The sequence below is a fragment of the Methylobacterium sp. WL12 genome (genome assembly GCF_008039475.1).
Lineage (GTDB): Bacteria > Pseudomonadota > Alphaproteobacteria > Rhizobiales > Beijerinckiaceae > Methylobacterium > Methylobacterium cerastii.
Window position 1 is genome coordinate 25,630 of sequence record NZ_VRUW01000004.1, and the last position, 19,438, is coordinate 45,067.

The following is a 19,438-nucleotide window of genomic DNA, read 5'->3' on the forward strand; positions in this document are numbered from 1 at the left end:
CCTTACTGGATGCGCTTGTCGGTGAGCGACTGCGGCGTGCCGGCGGCGGCCTGGGACAGGCCTCGCACGATCGCACGCCGCGCAAGCTCGACCTTGAACGCGTTCTCGGATTGGGGGCGGGCCTCGGCGACGACGAAGTCGGCGGCGGCCTGGAAGGTCTCGCGGGTGGCCGGCTTGCCGACGAGCAGCGCCTCGGCCTGCCGGTTGCGCCACGGCTTGTGCGCCACGCCGCCGAGCGCGAGGCGGGCGATCTTCACCGTGTCGCCGTCGAGTTCGAGCGCCGCCGCCACGGAGACGAGGGCGAAGGCGTAGGACAGCCGGTCGCGCAGCTTCAGGTAGGTGTAGTTCTTCGAGAGGTCCGCGGCGGGAAGGTCGACGGAGAGGACGATCTCGCCCGGCTTCAGGGTGCTGTCCTTGGCCGGGTCGTCGCCGGGCAGCCGATGGAAGTCCGCGAACGCGATGCTGCGGTCGCCCTCCGGCCCCGTCACCTGCACCACCGCCTCCAGCGCCGCGAGCGCGACGCACATGTCGGACGGGTGGGTGGCGATGCAGGATTCGCTCGCCCCGAAGATCGCGTGGATGCGGGTCAGGCCGCCGATCGCGGCGCAGCCGCTTCCGGGCTCGCGCTTGTTGCAGGGGGTGGCCGTGTCGTAGAAATAGTAGCAGCGGGTGCGCTGGTTGAGGTTGCCGCCGGTGGTCGCAGCGTTGCGCAGCTGGCCCGAGGCCCCAGCCAGGATCGCGTCCGCCAGCAGCGGGTAGCGGCTCCTGACGCGGGCGTCGTAGGCGAGGTTCGCGTTCGTCACGAGAGCGCCGACCCGCAGCCCGCCGTCGTGCTCGGCGATGCCGCCGAGCGGCAGGCGAGTGATGTCGATCAGGCGGCCGGGGCGCGTCACGTCGTACTTCATCAGGTCGACGAGGTTGGTGCCGCCGGCGATGAACTGCGCGCCGGGTGCGCCGGCGAAGGCCTGCACGGCCTCCGCCACGGTGCCGGCGCGAACGTAATCGAAGCGGTTCATCGGGCGGCTCCCAAGTCTTGAGCCGCACCGTCCTGCGCCATCACATCCTCGATCGCGTCGACGATGTTGGTGTAGGCGCCGCAGCGACAGATGTTTCCGCTCATCGCCTCGCGGATCTCGTCGCGCGAATGCGCGTGACCCTCGTTCATCATGCCGACCGACGAGCAGAGCTGGCCCGGCGTGCAGTAGCCGCACTGGAAGGCGTCGTGCTCGACGAAGGCCGCCTGGATGGGGTGCAGGCCGTTGCTGCCGGCGCCGCCGTTCGACAGGCCGGCAAGGCCCTCGACGGTGGTGACCTCGGCGCCGTCCTTCATCACCGCCAGGGCGAGGCAGGAATTCACGCGGACGCCGTCCACCAGCACCGTGCAGGCGCCGCACTGGCCGTGGTCGCAGCCCTTCTTGGTGCCGGTGAGGTCGAGGGTCTCGCGCAGCAGGTCGAGCAGGGTGGTCCAGGGGGCGACCTGGAGTTCGCGGTGCTGCCCGTTGATGGTCAGGCTGATGCCGACCCGGGTGTCCGCGGCGACCGGCGAACCGCTTTCGATGAGCATGAGGCGTTCCAGGAGAAAAGGTTTTTCGCGAAAGGGCGAACAGGTCGGAGCGAACACGGCGCGCAAGGCGTGCATCCGGGCTCGCCGCACGGATTGTCCGTTGCACTCGATAACGGTTCCAATCTGCCGCCGTTCCAATCCGTGGTCGTCGCCGCGTCGGGCGTCGCGTTGCGGACCAAGCGGTTTCCGTTTGCGCACGCCTCGGCTAACCCTGGGCCGGACCGCCGAACCGCCTCAGGAGCCCCGATGGCCGCCCTCGATTCCGTCCTCAACGACATCGACAAGGATCTCGACAACGCCCTGGAGCGCCTGTTCGCCTTCCTCAGGATTCCCTCGATCTCGACCGATCCAGCCTATGCCCCCCATTGCCGCGAGGCGGCGGCCTGGCTCGCCGCGGACCTGACGGCGCTCGGGTTCGAGACCTCGGTGGAGGAGACCTCGCTCCACCCCGTCGTGCTGGCGCATAAGCCGAAGCCCGGGGCGCCGCACGTGCTGTTCTATGGGCATTACGACGTGCAGCCGGTGGACCCGCTGGACCTGTGGGAGACGCCGCCGTTCGAGCCGCGGATCGCCACCGACGCGAAGGGCGAGAAGACAATCGTCGCCCGCGGCGCTTCGGACGACAAGGGCCAGGTGATGACCTTCGTCGAGGCCTGCCGGGCGCATCTGGCGATGAACGCCGAGCTACCCTGCGCGGTCACGATCCTGATCGAGGGCGCCGAGGAGAACGGCTCGCAGGGGCTGCCGGAATGGGTGGCGCGGAACAAGGATCGGCTCGCCGCCGACGTCGTGCTGGTGTGCGACACGTCGATGTGGAACCCGACGACGCCGGCGATCACCTCGTCCCTACGCGGGCTCGCCTATTTCGAGGTCGAGGTGACCTGCGCCGACCGCGACCTGCATTCGGGCTTCTTCGGCGGCGCCGCGCGCAACCCGATCCACGTGCTGTCGCGCATCCTCGCCGACCTGCACGACGCCGACGGCAAGGTGACGCTGCCTGGCTTCTACGACGGCGTGCGCGAGCGGCCGCCCGAGGTGCTGGAGCAGTGGCGCGGCCTCGACTTCACGCCCGAAACGTTCCTCGGCCCCATCGGCCTGTCGGAGCCGGCCGGCGAGCGCGGGCGTCTGCTGATCGAATTGGTGCAGTCGCGGCCGGCTTGCGACGTCAACGGCATCATCGGCGGCTATACCGGCGAGGGCACCAAGACGGTGATCGCGGGCAAGGCCAGCGCCAAGGTCTCGTTCCGCCTCGTGGACGACCAGGACCCGCAGAAGCTCGCCGAGACCTTCGAGGCCTTCGTGCGCGCACGCATCCCCGCCGACTGCTCGGTGAACGTGATCTGCTACAAGGGCTCGCGCGCCATCAGCCTGCCCTTCGACATGCCGGAGCTGGAGACCGCCCGCGCCGCGCTCCAGGACGAGTGGGGCGTGCCCGCGGTGACGGTGGGCGCGGGCGGCTCGATCCCGATCGTCGGCGACTTCAAGCGCCTCCTCGACCGCAACACCCTGCTGATCGGCTTCGGACTCGACGACGACCGCATCCACTCGCCGAACGAGAAGTACGACCTGCGGAGCTTCCACAAGGGCACGCGCTCGTGGGCGCGCATCCTGTCGGCTTTGGGGGCACGGCGGGGGCACTGAGCGGCGGCTTTCCCTCCCCCTTCCGCTGGGGCAGGCGGTGCGGTGCGAGACGGCTCGCGGGAACCGAGGCGTGCTTCTGCGCCTTCCCTGACCGCGCGACGGCAACCCGGCCGGTCGCCCGTCCCGGGAGCCTCATGCCGCATCGACGCACGATCCTGGCGGGCGGCCTCGGCCTGCTCGCCGCCTCGACGGCGCGGGCGGCGGGCGCGGTGGTGCGGGTGGACGATCCGCGGCTCGACGCGCTGATCGACCCGTCCGCACAACTGCGGACGCTGTTCGACGACGGGCGCTGGTGCGAGGGTCCGTGCTGGGCGCCCGGTCTCGGCGGGCTGGTGTTCAGCGACACCAAGGCCAACCGGATCCGCGTGCTCGCGGAGGACGGGTCGGCGAAGACCCTGTTCGACCCGTCCGAGAACGGCAACGGCAACGCGCTGGACGCGCAAGGACGCCTGATCACCTGCGAGCACCGCACCCGGCAAGTGGTGCGGCGCGAGGCGGACGGGACCAAGACCGTGCTGGCGGACGCGTTCGGCGGCAAGAGGCTGAACTCCCCCAACGACGCGGTGGTCGCCACCGACGGAGCGGTGTGGTTCACCGATCCCGTCTTCGGCATCACCCAGCCCGAAGAGGGCATCCTGGCCGAGCCCGAGCAGGCCGCGCGGCGCGTCTACCGCGTCACCGCGCCGGGCTCGTCGGCGGCCCGCGTCGAGGCGATGACCGACGCCCTCGACCAGCCGAACGGCCTCGCCTTCGCGCCGGACGGGCGCACCCTCTACGTCAGCGAATCCGGGGCGTCGCTCAACCCAGAGGGGGGTCGCGCGGTGATGGCCTTCGCGGTCGGTCCGGACGGTCGGCTTGGGCCGCCGCGGACCTTCGCGGCGATCGAAGCCGGCGTACCCGACGGCCTCAAGGTCGACGCCGCCGGCCGGGTCTACGCCGCCTGCGGCGACGGCATCCGCATCTTCGCACCCGACGGCACGGCGCTCGGGCGGATCGCCATGCCGACGGCTGCCGCGAACCTCGCCTTCGGCGGATCGGACGGGCGCCGGCTGTTCGTCGCCGCCGGCCACGCCATCCTCGCCATCGACCTGCGCGTCGCGCCCCGCGGCTGAAACGGTAAGCTCCATGTCCTTCGCCCGACTGTCTCTCGCCCGGCGCCACCTCCTCGCCGGCGGCCTCGCCGCCCTCGCCCTGCCCGCGGTCGCGGCCGAGGGCGGCTCGCCCGCGCCAGGCGGGACCGCGGTGGCGAGCCGGAAGGCGTCTCCGATGGAGCTGGCGCTCGCCGCGAACGCGCCCTCGACCCCGACCGGGCTGGCGATCTCGCACAAGGGCCGCGTCTTCGTGATGATGCCGCGCTTCACCGGCAAGGAGCCGATCACGGTGGGTGAGGTGTCGCCAGACGGCTCGGTGAAGGCCTATCCCGACCAGGCGACCAACACCCCGGACGCGGGGAGGCCGCAGGCGACGTTCTTCCACGTGCCGAACGGCGTCTTCGCCCCCGACGACAGCCTGTGGCTGCTCGATTCGGGCCTGCCCGAGGGCAAGGGCGCGCCGGTGCCGGGCGGGGCCAAGCTCGTCCAGATGGACCTCGCCACGAACCGGATCGTCCGCATGATCCCGCTCGAGGCCGGCGTCACGCCGACCTCGTCGCTGAACGACCTGCGCGTCGAGGTCCGAGCCGGGCGCCAGCGCGCCTACATCACCGACCAGGGCCAGGGCGAGGACGGGGCGATCCTCGCGGTCGACCTCGCTACCGGACAGGTGGCGCGGCGGCTCTCCGAGCATGCCAGCACCAAGTCGCAGAAGGGCGTGGTGAAGTTCGTCGAGGAGCGCCCGGTGATGCAGACCAAGGGCGACGGCCCGCCGCAGCATCCGAAGGGCGGCGCCAACGGCATCGCGCTGAGCCCCGACGGCACGCGCCTGTATTACGCGCCGCTGATGGCGCGGCGGCTGTATTCCGTGGAGACGGCGGGCCTCCTCGATCCCAAGGTCACGGATGCCGAGGTGGCGGCGACCGTGAAGGATCTCGGCGAGAAGGGGATGACCGGCGGCCTGACCACCGACTCGAAGGACCGGGTCTACCTCAGCCTGCAGGAGCACAACGCCGTCGGCCGGCGCGACCCCGACGGCACGATCACGGTGATCGCCTCGGATCCGCGCCTGATCTGGGCGGACACGTTCTGGATCACCGCCGACCGCTGGCTCTACATCTCGGGCGCGCAGGTGAACCGCCGCCCCGAGTTCAACCGCGGCAAGGACCTGCAGCAACCACCCTACGCGATCCTGCGGATGCGGATCGACGCCGACCCGGTCGACGGATTGTCTCAGTGACGACCTCGGCTCAGTAGCGGCGGCCGGCGCGGGCGGCGTCCACGCTCAGCGGGCCGGGGCCGGCGAAGACGAGGTACAGGAAGACGAAGCAGAACAGTATCGCGGCGTCGCCCCCGTTGACCGCCGGGAACGGCGCTTTCGGCGCGTGGACGAGGAAGTAGCCCACCGCCATCTGGCCCGAGAGCAGGAACGCGACGGGCCGGGTGAACAGGCCGAGGATGATCAGCGCGCCGCCGACCAGTTCGAGCAGGCCCGCGGCGCCAGCGAGGGAGAGCAGCTCGGGCGCGGGCATCGCGCGGGGCGGCAGGCCGAACAGCTTCTGCGTGCCGTGCTGGAGGAAGACGAGGCCGGTCACCGCCCGCAGCAGCGACAGGGCGAGGGGGGCGTAGCCGTTCAGGCGCGCGACGAGCGAGTTCATGAGCGGACGGGTCTCCGAGGCCGGGGGAGACACCATCGCGAAGAATTCGTGGCCGCTGTCAAGCTTGGGGCTTCGGTGACCGCCGCCGTGCGGCGAGCCGCGACCGGTTCATGGAATTCCAACCGGTGCGTGTCATACTTCCCTTCCCACCGGACGCGCCGGGCGAGGGACTTGCAGGGGAGGCCGTCCACGACCTCCGATCCGGCGCTCCGCCGGGGCCGCCCCAACCCGTGCGAAGGGCCAATGCCATGACATCGGGTCCCCTCACGCGCATCCCGCCGAATGGACGGACGGCCCCCGACACGGCGGCGGAGTCGCGCCCCCCGGTGGTTCCCAAGCGTCGCCGGACCGGTCACAACGGGCCGATCGCGCCGCCGGCCTCCACGGGCCAGGGCGCTCCGCCGAGTCCCGAGGTCCCATCCGTGCCCCTGCCCCGCGTCGTCGCGTTCTCGGCGAGCATCAACCGGCCCTCGCGCACCCGCACCCTCGTCGAGGCGATCGCCGCGGAACTCGGCCGCCATCGCCGCATCGACCTGACCGTGATCGACCTGATCGACGCCGGGCCGGGCCTCGGTGCGCTCACCCGCGACGACCTCTCGGAGTCGGCGGAGGCGCTGGTCGCGGCGATCGAGGGGGCCGACGCGCTGATCGTCGGGACGCCCGTCTACAAGGGCGCCTATTCCGGCCTGTTCAAGCACGTGTTCGACTTCGTCGGCGCGGAGGCGCTCGTCGGCCTGCCGGTGGCGCTCGCCGCCACCGGCGGCGGCCTGCGCCATGCGCTGGTGGTGGAGCACTCGCTCCGTCCGCTGTTCGGGTTCTTCTCCGCGCACATCGCGCCGACCTCGGTCTATGCTGGCGGCGACGAGATCGCGGACGGGGTCGTCGCCGACGCGACGGTGGCCGCGCGCATCGAAGCGGCCGGCCGCGAGCTCGACGCCCTGCTCGCCGTGACGCGCGGGGCCGACCGGGCCAAGGCGCCGGCGGCGTGACCCTCAGGCCTTGACCTTCAAGCCTTGTCGAGCGCCCCGGCGATCGCGCTGATCACCCGCGGATCGGTCGGCTCGACCTGCGTCGCGAAGGCGGCGGCCAGGGTGCCGTCGCGGGCCACGAGGTACTTGTGGAAGTTCCAGCGCGGCGTCTCGCCGGGCTTCTCGAGCGCCGCCCACTGGTAGAATGGGTGCGCGCCCGGCATCTTCACCCGCGTCTTGGCCGTGAGCGGGAAGGTGACGCCGTGGTTCTTGCGGGCGGCCTCGGCGATGGCGGCCCCGTCCAGCGGCTCCTGGTTGCCGAAATCGGGCGACGGTACGCCGAGCACCGTCAGACCGCGCTCCTGGAAGCGGGTCCACAGGGTCTGCAGCCCGGCGAGCTGGCCGGCATAGCCACAGGCGGTGGCGGTGTTGACCACCAGGATCGGTCGCCCGGCATAGGCCGAGAGCGGCATCGCGCCCCCTTCCGGCCCGTCGAAGGCGAAGGCGGTGGCACGCATCCCGGCATCCAGGGCTTGGGCGCGGCCGGCGGTGGCGGCGCCGACGGCCGCACCGAGGAGGGCGAGGGCGTCGCGGCGGTGAAGGATCATGGGCTTGCGGCCTCCGGAACGGTGGCAGATCACGTCAGCCACCACATGGCGCAGGCGGCCGAGAGGTCCAGGGCGGCCGATCGCGCGATTTCACGAGCCGGCGCACCGTCGGCACCGGTGGAACCTTCTGATGCGACGGGCCTTTTGCGGGGGAACCTTGACTGTCGACTTCGGGCCGGATCGGGCGCGGGGCGACGATGGAAAGACGAGACGCGATGCGCAGCCTGATTGCCGGAACGGTCCTCCTCACCCTGGGCACGACCGCCCTGGGAACGAGCCTCGCGCTCGCGCAGACGCCGGCTCCGACCGCGCCAGCGCCGGGCACCCAGGCGGTGCCGCCGGAGAAGCCGGCCACGATCTCGCCGGACGCGCCCAAGCCTGACGTGGTGAAGCCTGACGTGGTGAAGCCTGACGTGGTGAAGCCTGATGTGGTGAAGCCCGACGCCACCAGCTCCGACACGACCAAGTCTGACACGGTGAAGCCCGACGCGTCGGCCGCGCCGTTGAAGCCGGTCGAGCCGGTGCCGGGGCAGCCCGCGACCTTCACGAACGACCTGCGGCCGACCTTCGTCGCGCAGTCGCCCGACGACATGGTCAGCTCGAAGCTCGTCGGCCAGAGCATCATCAACGGCGCCAACGAGACCATCGGCGAGATCGCCGACGTGGTGATCGGCTTCGACGGCAAGGTGAAGGCCTGGGTCGTCGGCGTCGGCGGCTTCCTCGGGATCGGCACCAAGTACGTGGCGGTCGATCCCAGCGCGCTTCACCTCCAGCGGATCGACGGCAAGGCGCTGCGGGCGGTGATCAACACCGACAAGGACCAGCTCCGCGCTGCGCCGGAATACATCTACCTCGGCAAGGAGAAGCCGAAGGACGACGCCACCAAGGCCGACGGGGCCAAGTAATAGCCCTCGCTATGTGACGGCGCCCCGGCAGGGCGGCCTCAGGGATCGATCCGGCGGAGCACGAAGGCGACGCCGGTCTCGGGGTCGCGCCGCCAGGTGCCGTCGCCGGCGGGCACGAGGTTCACCACGTGCCCGCGCTTGGCCACCAGGGTCATCCGGCCCTCGCCGGTGCGCCACGTCGCCGGGTCGAACACCTCGATCCCGGTGTCGCGGCAATTCGGAAGCAGGTGCACCGGCGCGCCGGGACCGCCGCCGAGATCGAGGCGACAGACGTCGCGGTTGAGCAGCCGGTCGAGGGCGTAGATCCCGGCCTGGACCCCGATGCCGGGCCCGGGCGCGGCCGCCGGGGTCGGCACCGGCTCCGGCGCGGCGGCGGACGGTGCGAGCGCGGGCGGCGTGACCGCGACCGGCGCCGGATCGAGGAGGCTCGGCGTACCCATCGCCGCGATTTCCAGCGGAACCAGGCTGTAGCTCTCGCCCGACGCGGCCGTGGCGACGTAGCTGCGCTGGTCGGGGCGCTTGGCGAAGGCCAGCACCGGGCGGACGTTTCGGTCGACGAGGCGGACGACGCCGTCGGCGAAGAGCCAGCCGGCGACCGTCCCCACCACCGGCACCGCCCGCCGGCAGCCGGCAGGAAACCGCACCACCTGCCCGGCCTCGCCGGATTCCGAACTCAGCGTCATCACGCAGCGCCGGTTGGTGCCGTCGCGCGACAAGTCCCAGGTGCCGGGCACGCCGCCGCGCGCCTCGGGGAGGGTCGTCGCGAAGGGCGCGGGCGAGTCGGCCGCGGGCGGCTCCTGCGCGCGGGCGGCGCCGGCCAGAGCGAGCCAAGCCCCGGCAGCGAACCGTAGGCCGGCGACGGAGTGGGCCGTGCTCATGCGCGGGCGCCCGAAACCGGCCAAGGCGTCTCCGCCACCGGCGTCAGCGGGCCGCGGCCCTCGAACCACGAGACCAGGTTGTCGACGACGAGCCGCCCCATGCCGGCGCGGGTCTCGTGCGTGCCCGACCCGACATGCGGCAGCAGCACCACCCGGTCGAGGGCGACGAGCCGCTCCGGCACGTGCGGCTCGGCGGCGAAGACGTCGAGGCCGGCGCCGTGGATCGTGCCGGCCTCAAGCGCTGCGACCAGCGCCGCCTCGTCCACCACGCTGCCGCGGGCGACGTTGACGAGGATGCCCTCCGGCCCGAGCGCCGCGAGCACCGCGGCGTCGACGAGGCCGTCCGTGCCGGCGCCACCCGGCGCCACCACCATGAGCACGTGGACGGCTTGCGCCAGCCCGACCAGGGTCGGATGGTAGGCGTAGGGCGCGTCGGCTTGCGGCCGCCGTCCGTGATAGGCGATCTCGACGCCGAAGCCTTCGAGTCTGCGGGCGATCGCCCGCCCGATCCGCCCGAGCCCGAGGATGCCGACCCGGCGCCCGCGCAGCGATGCGGTGAGCGGGAACGGCGCCGCCGGCCACCGCCCGGCGCGCAGGTAGCGGTCCGCCTGCGGGATCCGGCGGATCGTGGCAAGCAGGAGGCCGACCGCCAGGTCCGCGACCTCGTCGGTGAGCACGTCCGGCGTGTTGGTGACGACGACGCCGCGCCGCGCGGCCTCGGCGGCGTCGATCGTGTCGTAGCCGACCCCGAAGTTGGCGACGATCTCCAGGTTGGGAAGCCGGTCGAGCAGCGCGCCGTCCACTACCGCCTGGGCTTTGACCGCGAGCCCGCGGACGCGCGGGCCGACCTCGGCGAGGAACGCGTCGCGGTCGTTCGCGGTGTCGAGCCGGTGCAGGGCGAAGGTGGGCGTCAGGGCCTCCGCCACGCTCGGGTGCATCGGCTTCAGCATGAGGATGTCGGGTCGTGAAAGGCTCAAAGCTCGGCTCCTGGCGCCCGGCGCCGTCGGGGCATGGTCTCGCGGCGCGATGATGAGGGGCCGCCGCTTTGGCGGCAAGGCCGCACGGCCCCGGGGCGGCCGACGCCGACCTAGTCGATCATCGGGTCGTCCGCCGCGTCGACGAGGCGGCGCAGAGCCATCAGCGCCCGGCGTAGCGCGTCGAGCGGGGGCGCCGCCAGCGCCAGGCGGACGGCGTTCGGGGCGTGCCCAGGGCCGATGGCGAAGGCCGAGGCGGGCGTGATGGAGATACCCTGGCGCAAGGCGGCCGCGGCGAAGGCCTCGGCGCGCCAGGTCTCCGGCAGGTCGAGCCAGAGATGATAGGCGCCGCGTTCGCCGCTTACCGACAGGCCGTCCAGGCATTCGCGCGCCAGCGCCTGCCGCGCGACCGCGTCCGCGCGCTTGACGACGGCGAGCCGCGCCGCCGATCCGTCGCCCATCCAGTGGGTGCCGGCGGCCAGCGGAAACCCCGTCGCGGCCCATCCGCCCTGGCGCACGGAGGCGGCGAGGCGGTCGGTCCAATCGGGCGGGGAGGCGATCAGTCCGACCGTCAGGCCCGGCATGACGCGCTTCGACAGGCTGTCGATCACGATCGTCCGGTCCGGCGCCTGGGCCGCCAGGGGTACCGCATCCGAGAGGAAGCTGTAGACCGCGTCTTCGATCGCCACGAGCCCGGTCTGCGCCAGCACCGCCGCGATCTCCGCCCGCCGGCTCGGCCCCATGGTGAGGCCCAACGGGTTCTGGAGGGTCGGCTGAAGGTAGAGCCCGCTCAACGGGGCGGCGCGATGCGCCCGCAGGATCGCATCCGGCCGCATGCCCTCGCCGTCGAGGGCGAGGGGGACCAGGGCGATGCCGAGGCGCGCGGCGATGCCCTTGACCACCGGGTAGGTCAGCGGCTCGCAGCCGACGCGCTCCCCCGGTCGTGCCAGGGCCGCCAGCACCGCGGCCAGACCCTGGCGCCCGTTTCCGGTGAACAGGATGCCATCGGCATCGGGGGCGAAGCCGCCGCGCGCGAGGAAGTTCGCCGCGACGGCCCGCGCCCGCGGCGTCCCGGCTGGGCCGAACTGGTTCAAGGCCGCGCTCGCGCCGCCGGCCCGCGCGAGGGCGGCGAGCCCCTCGGTCAACACGCGGTTCTGCTCGGGCAGGTTCGAGTGAGTCCGTTGCAAGTCCACCGCGCCGGGCGCGGGCTCGGGCTGCAGGACCGGCCCGCTCAGGTCCGAGCGCACGTAGGTGCCGCGCCCGACCTCGCCGAGGGTGAGGCCGCGGCGGGCCAGCTCGGCGTAGACGCGCGCCGCCGTCGAGACCGCGATGTCGCGCTCATAGGCGAAGGTGCGCTGCGGCGGCAGGCGATGCCCCGGCCCGATCTGCCCGCTGGCGATCTCCGCCGCGACCGCGTCGGCGACGCTCCTGTAATCGGTCATCGGCTAAATTGATCCGAGTTCAATAAAGACATTGAACCGAGATGCGTATCGGATCAATCCTGTCGAGGCAATCCCGGCCGGATCGCTTCCCCTTCCCCGCTTCGGATCGCCGACCATGCAAGCCGCCTCGTCGCCCGCGTCGTTCCCCACCTCGGCATCCGCGCCCGACCGCAGGCGGTTCCTCGGATTCGACGCGTCGATCGTAGGGATCTGGCTGAAGCGCCACCGGGCGCGCCGCGAGCTCGCGAGCCTGCGCGACGACCAACTCCGCGACGCAGGCCTCGACCGCTTCGCCGTCCGCGCGGAAGCCCGCAAGCCGTTCTGGAAGCCGTGACCCGAGCGGCCGGCCGCCACCTCGCACCCACCTCTGCAGCCGATGCCGGTCAGCCATTTGCGGCGACCGGCCGGCGAGCACTTCCGAAATCGCGCGTCGAACCTTACTAAAGACGTCCGCGCCGGCCGTTGGCCGGCAACAGACACGCCGCGAAGCGACCAGAATCCATGACGAGCCCGCGCACCCTCTACGACAAGATCTGGGACGACCACGTCGTCGACGTCGAGGCCGACGGCTCGACGCTGCTCTACATCGACCGCCACCTCGTCCACGAGGTGACGAGCCCGCAGGCCTTCGAGGGTCTGCGCGTCGCCGGTCGCACGGTGCGCGCCCCGGAGAAGACGCTGGCGGTGGTGGACCACAACGTCCAGACCTCGGACCGCTCCAAGGGCATCGAGGATCCGGAGAGCCGGATCCAGCTCGAGGCGCTGGCGCAGAACGTCAAGGATTTCGGCATCGAGTTCTACGATGCCCTCGATCGCCGCCAGGGCATCGTCCACATCATCGGCCCCGAGCAGGGCTTCACCCTGCCCGGCCAGACCATCGTCTGCGGCGACAGCCACACCTCGACGCACGGCGCGTTCGGGGCTCTCGCCCACGGCATCGGCACCTCCGAGGTCGAGCACGTGCTCGCCACGCAGACGCTGCTGCAGAAGAAGGCCAGGAACATGCGCGTCACCGTCGACGGCGTGCTGCCGGCCGGCGTCAGCGCCAAGGACATCGTGCTTGCGATCATCGGCGAGATCGGCACCGCCGGCGGCACCGGCCACGTCATCGAGTATGCGGGCGAGGCGATCCGCGCGCTGTCGATGGAAGGCCGGATGACGATCTGCAACATGTCGATCGAGGGCGGCGCACGCGCCGGCCTCGTCGCCCCGGACGCCACGACCTACGCCTATTGCGAAGGCCGGCCGATGGCGCCGAAGGGCGAGGCCTTCGCGCGGGCGCGGGCCTACTGGGAGAGCCTCGTCAGCGACGAGGGCGCGCATTTCGACAAGGAAGTCCGCCTGGACGCCGCCAGCCTGCCGCCAATCGTCAGCTGGGGCACGAGCCCCGAGGACGTGATCTCCGTGCTGGGCTCGGTGCCCGACCCGGCCTCGATCCTCGACGAGAACAAGCGCGCCTCGAAGGAGAAGGCCCTGTCCTACATGGGGCTCACGCCGGGCACGAAGATCACCGACATCACCCTCGACCGGGTGTTCATCGGCTCCTGCACCAACGGCCGGATCGAAGACCTGCGCATCGTCGCCCAGATGGTCGCGGGCCAGAAGGTGCACGAGAGCGTCTCGGCGATGGTGGTGCCGGGCTCCGGCCTGGTGAAGGCGCAGGCCGAGGCCGAGGGCATCGACACGGTGCTGAAGGCCGCCGGCTTCGATTGGCGCGAGCCCGGCTGCTCGATGTGCCTCGGCATGAACGCCGACCGCCTCAGCCCGAACGAGCGCTGCGCCTCGACCTCGAACCGCAACTTCGAGGGCCGCCAGGGCCATCGCGGCCGCACCCACCTCGTCTCCCCGGCCATGGCCGCCGCAGCCGCCGTGGCCGGCCGCTTCGTCGACATCCGGGCCTGGCCCAAGGGGTAAGGGCTCCCGCCAACCACCCCTCGCCGTCATTCCGGGGCGCCGAAGGCGAGCCCGGAATCCAGAACCGCAGGTCGTGCTTCGGCTGGCGTCGGCGGCGGCTCTAGATCCCGGGCTCTGCTGCGCAGCCCCGGGATGACGGGGAGTGTTCGTGATCGATTGGCGGAGCCTCGGCTCGCCGACGACGGACGCGGTTCAGGGCTGCTCCGCCCTCAGAACTCCATATCGAGCTCTTCGATCTCCTCCGGCTCCTCGGCGGCGGCCTCGGCCCACTCGACCATCAGCGGCCAGTGCAGGATGGCGTCGCGGTAGGCGGTGGCGCGCGGGGGAAGGGTCACGTCGTAGGTGCGAAAGCGCGTGCAGACGGGGGCGTACATCGCGTCGGCCAGCGTCGGGCGCTCGCCGAACAGGAACGGCCCGTCGTAGCGGGCGAGGCAGTCGTCGAAGATCGTGACGATGCGCTCGATGTCGCCCTTGGCGCCGTTGAACACCCGAAAGCTCGGGTGGAAGGCCTTCAGGTTCATCGGCAGGGCCGAGCGCAGGTTGATGAAGCCGCCGTGCATCTCGCCGGCGATCGAGCGGCAATGGGCGCGGGCGGCCACGTCCTTCGGCAGGAAGCCGGCCTCGGGGAAGGTCTCGTTGAGGTACTGCGCGATCGCCAGCGTGTCCCAAACCACGATGCCCTCGTGGTGCAGGCGGGGGACGAGGAACGAGGGCGAGAGGTGGAGCAGCTCGGCGCGCGAGGTCTCGTCGCCGCCGGGCAACATCTCGGTGTCGAAGTCGAGGCCGGCCATCTTGCAGATCAGCCAGCCGCGAAGCGACCACGACGAGTAGTTCCGGCTGGAGATCGTCAGCGTCGCCGTGGCCATGCTCGCATCCTTCGCGGATCGTTTTCGCGAGAGGCGGATCCAAGACTCGTGCCGACTCGCCGCCGCAGGCGCACATCATGCCTCGGGCGTGGGCGAATTGCCACGGACCCCGACGGGGATCACTCGCGCCGGAGCAGAGCCGCGACGTCGGCCTGCTCGGACGCCGACAGGCCACGCTCGGGCGCCGGCGCCGCGCGGCGCGACAGGCGCCAGATCCCGAAGCCGCCGAGCAGCACCGCGAGCAGCGGCGTCAGCCACAGCAGCACGGTGTGGAGCGCCAGGACCGGGCGCAGCAACACGAACTCGCCGTAGCGGTTCACCACGTAATCCTCGACGCCCTGGTTGCTGTCGCCGGCCTTCAGCCGCTCGCGCACGATCAGCCGGAGGTCCTTCGCCAGCGGCGCGTCGGAATCGTCGATCGACTGATTCTGGCAGACGAGGCAGCGCAGGCCCGAGGAGATCTCGCGGGCGCGATGCTCCATGGCCGGGTCCTTCAGGACCTCGTCCGGCTGGACGGCTTGGGCCGCGCCCGCCCCGAGCACGAGGCCGGCGAGCAGGAGGCCGCGGAGCGTGCGCGCGGCGCTCATTCGGCCGGGACCGCGTGCGGGGGAACGGGCTTGAGCTTGGCGCGGGCGGGCGCGCCAACGCGCATGCGCCGGTCGGTGAGCGACAGGCCGCCGCCGAGCGCCATCACCACCGCGCCGAGCCAGATCAGCAGCACCAGCGGCTTGTAGTACAGCCGCAGGCCGATGCTGCCGTCGGGCGAGATCTCGCCGAGGCTGGCGTAGACCTGGCTGACGCCGCGGGTGAGCAGGCCCGATTCCGTCACCGTCATCTTGCGGCTCGGGTAGAAGCGCTTGCCGGTGTCGACCTGGCCGATCTCGTCGCCAGCCTTGTCGCGGATGGTGAGGAAGGCCGCGACCTCCTCGTAGTTCGGGCCGGGCCGCGGCGCGACCCGATCCAGCGTCGCCACGTAAGGGCCGGTCGCCAGGGTTTGACCAGGCTTCAGGGTGGCGAGGCCCTCGGTCGCCCAGCCCTGCGCCGCGATGCCGAGCACGACCACGCCGACGCCGGCATGGGCGATGGCCGTGCCCCAGGCCGAGCGCGGCAGGCCGATCGCCCGGCGCCAGATCAGGCCGGGCGCGCGGGTGCGGCTGCTGCCGAAGCCGCGGGCGCGCGAGACGATCTCCAGCACCGAGCCGACGATGAGGTAGGCGCCCAGGCCCACGCCGACCGGAGCCATGGCCGGGCCGCCCCAGGTCCAGGCCAGGGTGGCGAGGCCGACCGCCAGGGCGAGGCCGAGGGCCGCGAACAGGCGCTGCGAGGCGGCGAGCGCATCGCCGCGCTTCCAGGCCAGGGTCTGCCCGAACGGCACGATCAGCAGGAGCGGGATCGCCAGGGGCACGAACGTGTAGTTGAAGAACGGCGGCCCGACCGAGATCTTCTCCGCCGTCAGCATCTCCAGCAGCAGCGGGTAGAGCGTGCCGACGAGCACGGTGGCGCAGGCGGCCACGAGGAACAGGTTGTTCATCACCAGCGCGCCCTCGCGCGAGATCGGCGCGAACAGGCCGCCCTGCCGCAGCATCGGCGCGCGCCACGCGAACAGCGTCAGCGACCCGCCGATGAACAGGATCAGGATCGCGAGGATGAAGATGCCGCGGGTCGGGTCGGTGGCGAAGGAGTGCACCGAGGTGAGCACGCCCGAACGCACGATGAAGGTGCCGAGCAGCGACAGCGAGAAGGTGAGGATGGCGAGGAGCACCGTCCAGACCTTGAGGGCGTCGCGCTTCTCCATCACGACGGTGGAGTGCAACAGCGCTGTGCCGGCGATCCACGGCATCAGCGAGGCGTTCTCGACCGGATCCCAGAACCACCAGCCGCCCCAGCCGAGCTCGTAATAGGCCCAGTACGAGCCCATCGCGATGCCGAGCGTCAGGAAGCTCCAGGCGGTCAGCGTCCACGGGCGCACCGCGCGGGCCCAGACGGCGTCGATCTTGCCGTCGATCAGGGCCGCGATCGCGAAGGCGAAGGTGATCGAGAAGCCGACATAGCCGACGTAGAGCAGCGGCGGATGCACCGCGAGGCCGAAATCCTGCAGCAGCGGATTGAGATCGTTGCCCTCGACCGGCGCCGGCACCGCCCGGGTGAACGGGTTTGAGGTGGTGATCACGAACAGCACGAAGACGAAGGTGATGAAGCCCTGCACCGCCAGGGTGTTGGCGCGCAGCACAGGCGGCACCGACTCGCGGGCCACCGCCACCATCGCCCCGAACAGCGTGAGGATCAGGATCCAGAGGAGCATCGAGCCCTCGTGGTTCCCCCAGACGCCGGAGAGCTTGTAGATGAACGGCTTCGTCGTGTGCGAGTTCTCGACCACGTTCTGGACCGAGAAGTCGGACGTGGCGTGGGCGTAGGTCAGCGCCGCGAACGCGAACAGCACGCAGGCGAAGGCGCCGAGCGCCGCCGGCGTCGCCACCTGCCGCAGGGCGGCGTCGCCCGAGCGGGCGGCCCAGATCGGCATCACCGACTGGACCAGGGAGAGCGCCAGCGCCAGCGCCAACGCGAAATGTCCGACCTCGACGATCAAGCGGCGGTTCCTCGAGTCAATGACATCGGCTCAGCGCTCGCTGCGCGGGCCGAGGGTCGCGGGTGCGGCGTCGGCGGCCTTCGGCGGGTCCGTCTTCACGGAGCCCTTTCCGCCCTTGCCGCCCTCCTGCCAGCGCCCCTGCGCCTTGAGCGCGTCGGCGACCTCGCGTGGCATGTAGGATTCGTCGTGCTTGGCGAGCACGGTGTCGGCGCGGAAGATGCCGCCCGGCTCCAGCGTTCCCTCGGCGACGACGCCCTGCCCCTCGCGGAACAGGTCGGGCAGAAGGCCGGTATACTGGACTTGGACGGTCGCGTTCGTGTCGGTCACCGCGAAGTCGATCTTCTGGTTCGCCCCGCGCTGGAGCGAGCCGTCCTTGACCAGGCCGCCGAGGCGGAAGCGCGTCCCGGGGCCGACGCCCTGGTTCGCCACCTCGGTCGGCGAGCGGAAGAACACGATCGACCCGCTCATCGCCGACAGGATGAGCCCGACGGCGAGCGCCAGGACGGCGCCGCAGGCGGCGATCAGGATCAGGCGGCGGCTCTTGCGCGTCACGAGTTCAGTCCGTCCCCGGCGGGTGGTCCGGCCCCGGTACGACCCACGAAGGTCGGTCCGGCGCCGTGCCGTCCTCATTCTTATCCTCTCGGATGTCGGCTCCGACGGGCCGCGGGTCAAGTCGCCCGTGCCGGGACAGATCGTCAGGGGCGCAGCGGAAGGCCGAGTTCCTTCGCCAGGGTGTCGAGCCGCTCGGCGGCGCCCGGGTCCGCGGCGAGCGCCATCCGCGCGCGGCTCAGGACCTTGCCGGCCTGCTCCGGATCGCCGAGCGCGCTGTAGGAGCGCACGAGCCGCAGCCATTCGTCGACGCTGCCGCCCTTGGCCGCGAGCCGGCGGTCGAGGCCGGCCACCATGCCGCGGATCGCGGCGTCGCGCTCGGCCGGCGGCATCGCCGTCACCGCGGCGGCCGCCGACTCGGTCTCGGCGCGGGATTCCGGCGTGGCGGCGTTCAGCGAGGCCGGGGGCACGGCGCTGCCGGCGTCGCGCGGCGTGCCGTCGGGCGACTTGCCGGACAGGCCGAGGTCGCGCGCGCCGGCCTCCAGGCTCGCGAGCGCGGCCGGGTCGGATTTCAGGGCGGCGCGGGCGCGTTCCAGCACGGCCTGCGCACGCTCCGGCTCGCCGAGGACGCTGCGGGAGCGGGCCAGCCGCAGCCATTCGTCCACGGTGCCGCCCTTGGCCGCGAGGCGCTCGTCGAGGCCGTCGACCATGCCCTGGATCGCGGCGCGCTGCTCCGGCGGCAGCCCGGGCGCGTCCTTTCCGGCTCCCTTGGCCGCCCCGTTGCCCGCCCCCTTGACCGGCGTTCCCGACAGCTGCGGGGCGGGCTCGCCCCGCAGCCGCGCCAGGTTCTCGCGGACCAGGCGAAGCCAGGGGGCGTCGGCCGGGCTGGTGTCGTTCAGGGCGCTGAGTTGGCGGATGGCCTCCGGCGTGTCGCCGTTCTGCTCGGCCGCGCGGGCGAGGTAGAAGCGGGGCTTGGGCGCCTTGGGGTCGAGGGCGAGGGCCCGGGTCAGGGCGGCCTTGGCCTCGGGGGGCACGATGCCGTTGCCGGCGGCCACCATCGCCTCGCCCCAGTCCGACAGCGATTCCGCAGTCTCGCCCTTGATCCGGACGATCGCCGCGTAGGCGCGCGCCGCGTCCTCGAACCGGCCGAGCCGCATGTAGACCGGCGCCAGCACGGCCCAGCCGCGGGCGTCGTTCGGGTCGGCGGCCAAGCGCGCCTCGATCTGCCCGACGGCCTTCATCAAGTCCTGCGCGCCCGATTGCGCCGCCTGCCGGTCTCCCGGCGTCTGCGCCGGCAGGTCGGGCGAGCCGTAGAGGCCGTAGGCGAGGAGGGCGACGAGGGGGATGGTGGACAGGGCGAAGGCCGAGGCCGCGCGGCGCTGGCGCAGGCGCGGCTCGGCCACGCTCGCCTCGCCGGGGCCGGGGGCGCGGCTCGCGCGAAGGAGCCGGCGGGCGGCCTCGGTGCGGGCCGATTCCGCCTCCGCGGGCGCGATCAGCCCACGTTGGAGGTCGCGCTCGATCTCGGCGAGCTGATCCTCGTAGAACGCCGTCTCGGTGACGGTGCCGGCCGCATCGGGGACGATGGCGACGCGGCGCGACATCGGCCAGAGCAGGGCCAGGACGGCCGCGGCGGTCATGCCCGCCAGAATGAACCAGATCGCCGTCATCACACCTTCGAAGCGGTCCCGGTTCGCCTCACGCGAGACCGCGGCCGCCTCATCCCCTCAGATTGTAAGACGGCCCTCGTCGGGACCGAATGGCCGTCGGCCGGATCGTAGAGACCGGCCGCAGGC

Annotated in this window: 19 protein-coding genes; 7 read left to right on the plus strand and 12 right to left on the minus strand. The window is 72.1% G+C overall.

Going from position 1 to position 19,438, the window contains the following annotated elements; translation table 11 throughout:
• Positions 1-2: 2 nt before the first annotated feature.
• Both FV226_RS02850 and FV226_RS02855 read right to left on the minus strand, forming a co-directional pair.
• A complete protein-coding gene (locus tag FV226_RS02850) occupies positions 3-1,016 on the minus strand; it encodes a xanthine dehydrogenase family protein subunit M (protein ID WP_147761731.1) in 1,014 nt (337 codons plus the stop codon).
• Entirely contained in the window at positions 1,013-1,564 is a 552-nt protein-coding gene (locus tag FV226_RS02855; RefSeq protein ID WP_147761732.1) for a (2Fe-2S)-binding protein, read from the minus strand. The genes FV226_RS02850 and FV226_RS02855 overlap by 4 nt, the downstream gene beginning before the upstream one ends.
• Before the next feature lie 246 nt (positions 1,565-1,810).
• Between FV226_RS02855 and FV226_RS02860 the strand changes: the two genes are divergently transcribed.
• From FV226_RS02860 to FV226_RS02870, 3 genes are all read left to right on the plus strand, one after another.
• A complete protein-coding gene (locus FV226_RS02860) occupies positions 1,811-3,205 on the plus strand; it encodes a dipeptidase (RefSeq protein WP_147761733.1) in 1,395 nt (464 codons plus the stop codon).
• 134 nt (positions 3,206-3,339) lie between these two features.
• Positions 3,340-4,317, plus strand: a complete 978-nt coding sequence (locus tag FV226_RS02865) for an SMP-30/gluconolactonase/LRE family protein (protein ID WP_147761734.1) — start codon at positions 3,340-3,342, stop codon at positions 4,315-4,317.
• Between the two features lie 13 nt (positions 4,318-4,330).
• Positions 4,331-5,536, plus strand: a complete 1,206-nt coding sequence (locus FV226_RS02870) for an L-dopachrome tautomerase-related protein (RefSeq protein WP_187278697.1) — start codon at positions 4,331-4,333, stop codon at positions 5,534-5,536.
• A gap of 10 nt (positions 5,537-5,546) precedes the next feature.
• Here the strand turns inward: FV226_RS02870 and FV226_RS02875 are convergent, their stop codons facing one another.
• Entirely contained in the window at positions 5,547-5,954 is a 408-nt protein-coding gene (locus FV226_RS02875) for a DoxX family protein (protein WP_147761735.1), read from the minus strand.
• Positions 5,955-6,382: 428 nt separating this feature from the next.
• Between FV226_RS02875 and FV226_RS02880 the strand changes: the two genes are divergently transcribed.
• A complete protein-coding gene (locus FV226_RS02880; RefSeq protein ID WP_147761813.1) occupies positions 6,383-6,943 on the plus strand; it encodes an NAD(P)H-dependent oxidoreductase in 561 nt (186 codons plus the stop codon).
• A 17-nt stretch (positions 6,944-6,960) separates the two neighbouring features.
• On the opposite strand, the gene FV226_RS02885 is transcribed toward FV226_RS02880, so the two are convergent.
• Positions 6,961-7,530 carry a glutathione peroxidase gene (locus FV226_RS02885; protein WP_147761736.1) on the minus strand — a complete coding sequence of 190 codons (570 nt, stop codon included), beginning with the start codon at positions 7,528-7,530 and terminating at the stop codon, positions 6,961-6,963.
• A gap of 215 nt (positions 7,531-7,745) precedes the next feature.
• On the opposite strand from FV226_RS02885, the gene FV226_RS29050 reads away from it, so the two are divergent.
• Positions 7,746-8,435, plus strand: coding sequence for a PRC-barrel domain-containing protein (locus FV226_RS29050; RefSeq protein ID WP_147761737.1), 690 nt, complete (start codon positions 7,746-7,748; stop codon positions 8,433-8,435).
• A 38-nt stretch (positions 8,436-8,473) separates the two neighbouring features.
• Here the strand turns inward: FV226_RS29050 and FV226_RS02895 are convergent, their stop codons facing one another.
• The 3 genes from FV226_RS02895 to FV226_RS02905 form a co-directional block, all read right to left on the minus strand.
• Positions 8,474-9,313: an AprI/Inh family metalloprotease inhibitor gene (locus FV226_RS02895; RefSeq protein ID WP_147761738.1), complete on the minus strand. Its 840-nt coding sequence runs from the start codon at positions 9,311-9,313 to the stop codon at positions 8,474-8,476.
• Entirely contained in the window at positions 9,310-10,263 is a 954-nt protein-coding gene (locus tag FV226_RS02900; protein ID WP_147761814.1) for a 2-hydroxyacid dehydrogenase, read from the minus strand. Before FV226_RS02900 ends, FV226_RS02895 begins: the two co-directional genes overlap by 4 nt.
• Before the next feature lie 137 nt (positions 10,264-10,400).
• Complete coding sequence (locus tag FV226_RS02905; protein WP_147761739.1) at positions 10,401-11,729, minus strand: PLP-dependent aminotransferase family protein; 1,329 nt, start codon at positions 11,727-11,729, stop codon at positions 10,401-10,403.
• Positions 11,730-11,844: 115 nt separating this feature from the next.
• Here FV226_RS02905 and FV226_RS02910 point away from each other — a divergent pair, with 115 nt between their 5' ends.
• Together FV226_RS02910 and leuC are read left to right on the plus strand one after the other, a co-directional pair.
• Positions 11,845-12,063: a DUF1127 domain-containing protein gene (locus tag FV226_RS02910; RefSeq protein ID WP_147761740.1), complete on the plus strand. Its 219-nt coding sequence runs from the start codon at positions 11,845-11,847 to the stop codon at positions 12,061-12,063.
• A 167-nt stretch (positions 12,064-12,230) separates the two neighbouring features.
• Positions 12,231-13,643: a 3-isopropylmalate dehydratase large subunit gene (gene leuC / locus FV226_RS02915; RefSeq protein ID WP_147761741.1), complete on the plus strand. Its 1,413-nt coding sequence runs from the start codon at positions 12,231-12,233 to the stop codon at positions 13,641-13,643.
• A gap of 209 nt (positions 13,644-13,852) precedes the next feature.
• Here leuC and FV226_RS02920 read toward each other — a convergent pair whose 3' ends face one another.
• From FV226_RS02920 to ccmI, 5 genes are all read right to left on the minus strand, one after another.
• The gene (locus FV226_RS02920; RefSeq protein WP_147754468.1) at positions 13,853-14,509 is read right to left on the minus strand and encodes a glutathione S-transferase family protein; all 657 of its coding nucleotides are present in this window, start codon (positions 14,507-14,509) and stop codon (positions 13,853-13,855) included.
• Between the two features lie 119 nt (positions 14,510-14,628).
• Positions 14,629-15,096, minus strand: a complete 468-nt coding sequence (locus tag FV226_RS02925; protein ID WP_147754467.1) for a cytochrome c-type biogenesis protein — start codon at positions 15,094-15,096, stop codon at positions 14,629-14,631.
• Positions 15,093-17,096: a heme lyase CcmF/NrfE family subunit gene (locus FV226_RS02930; RefSeq protein WP_147761742.1), complete on the minus strand. Its 2,004-nt coding sequence runs from the start codon at positions 17,094-17,096 to the stop codon at positions 15,093-15,095. The genes FV226_RS02925 and FV226_RS02930 overlap by 4 nt, the downstream gene beginning before the upstream one ends.
• Before the next feature lie 30 nt (positions 17,097-17,126).
• Positions 17,127-17,648 carry a cytochrome c maturation protein CcmE gene (ccmE, locus tag FV226_RS02935; RefSeq protein WP_147754465.1) on the minus strand — a complete coding sequence of 174 codons (522 nt, stop codon included), beginning with the start codon at positions 17,646-17,648 and terminating at the stop codon, positions 17,127-17,129.
• Between the two features lie 143 nt (positions 17,649-17,791).
• Positions 17,792-19,312: a c-type cytochrome biogenesis protein CcmI gene (ccmI, locus tag FV226_RS02940; RefSeq protein WP_147761743.1), complete on the minus strand. Its 1,521-nt coding sequence runs from the start codon at positions 19,310-19,312 to the stop codon at positions 17,792-17,794.
• Positions 19,313-19,438: the final 126 nt, after the last annotated feature.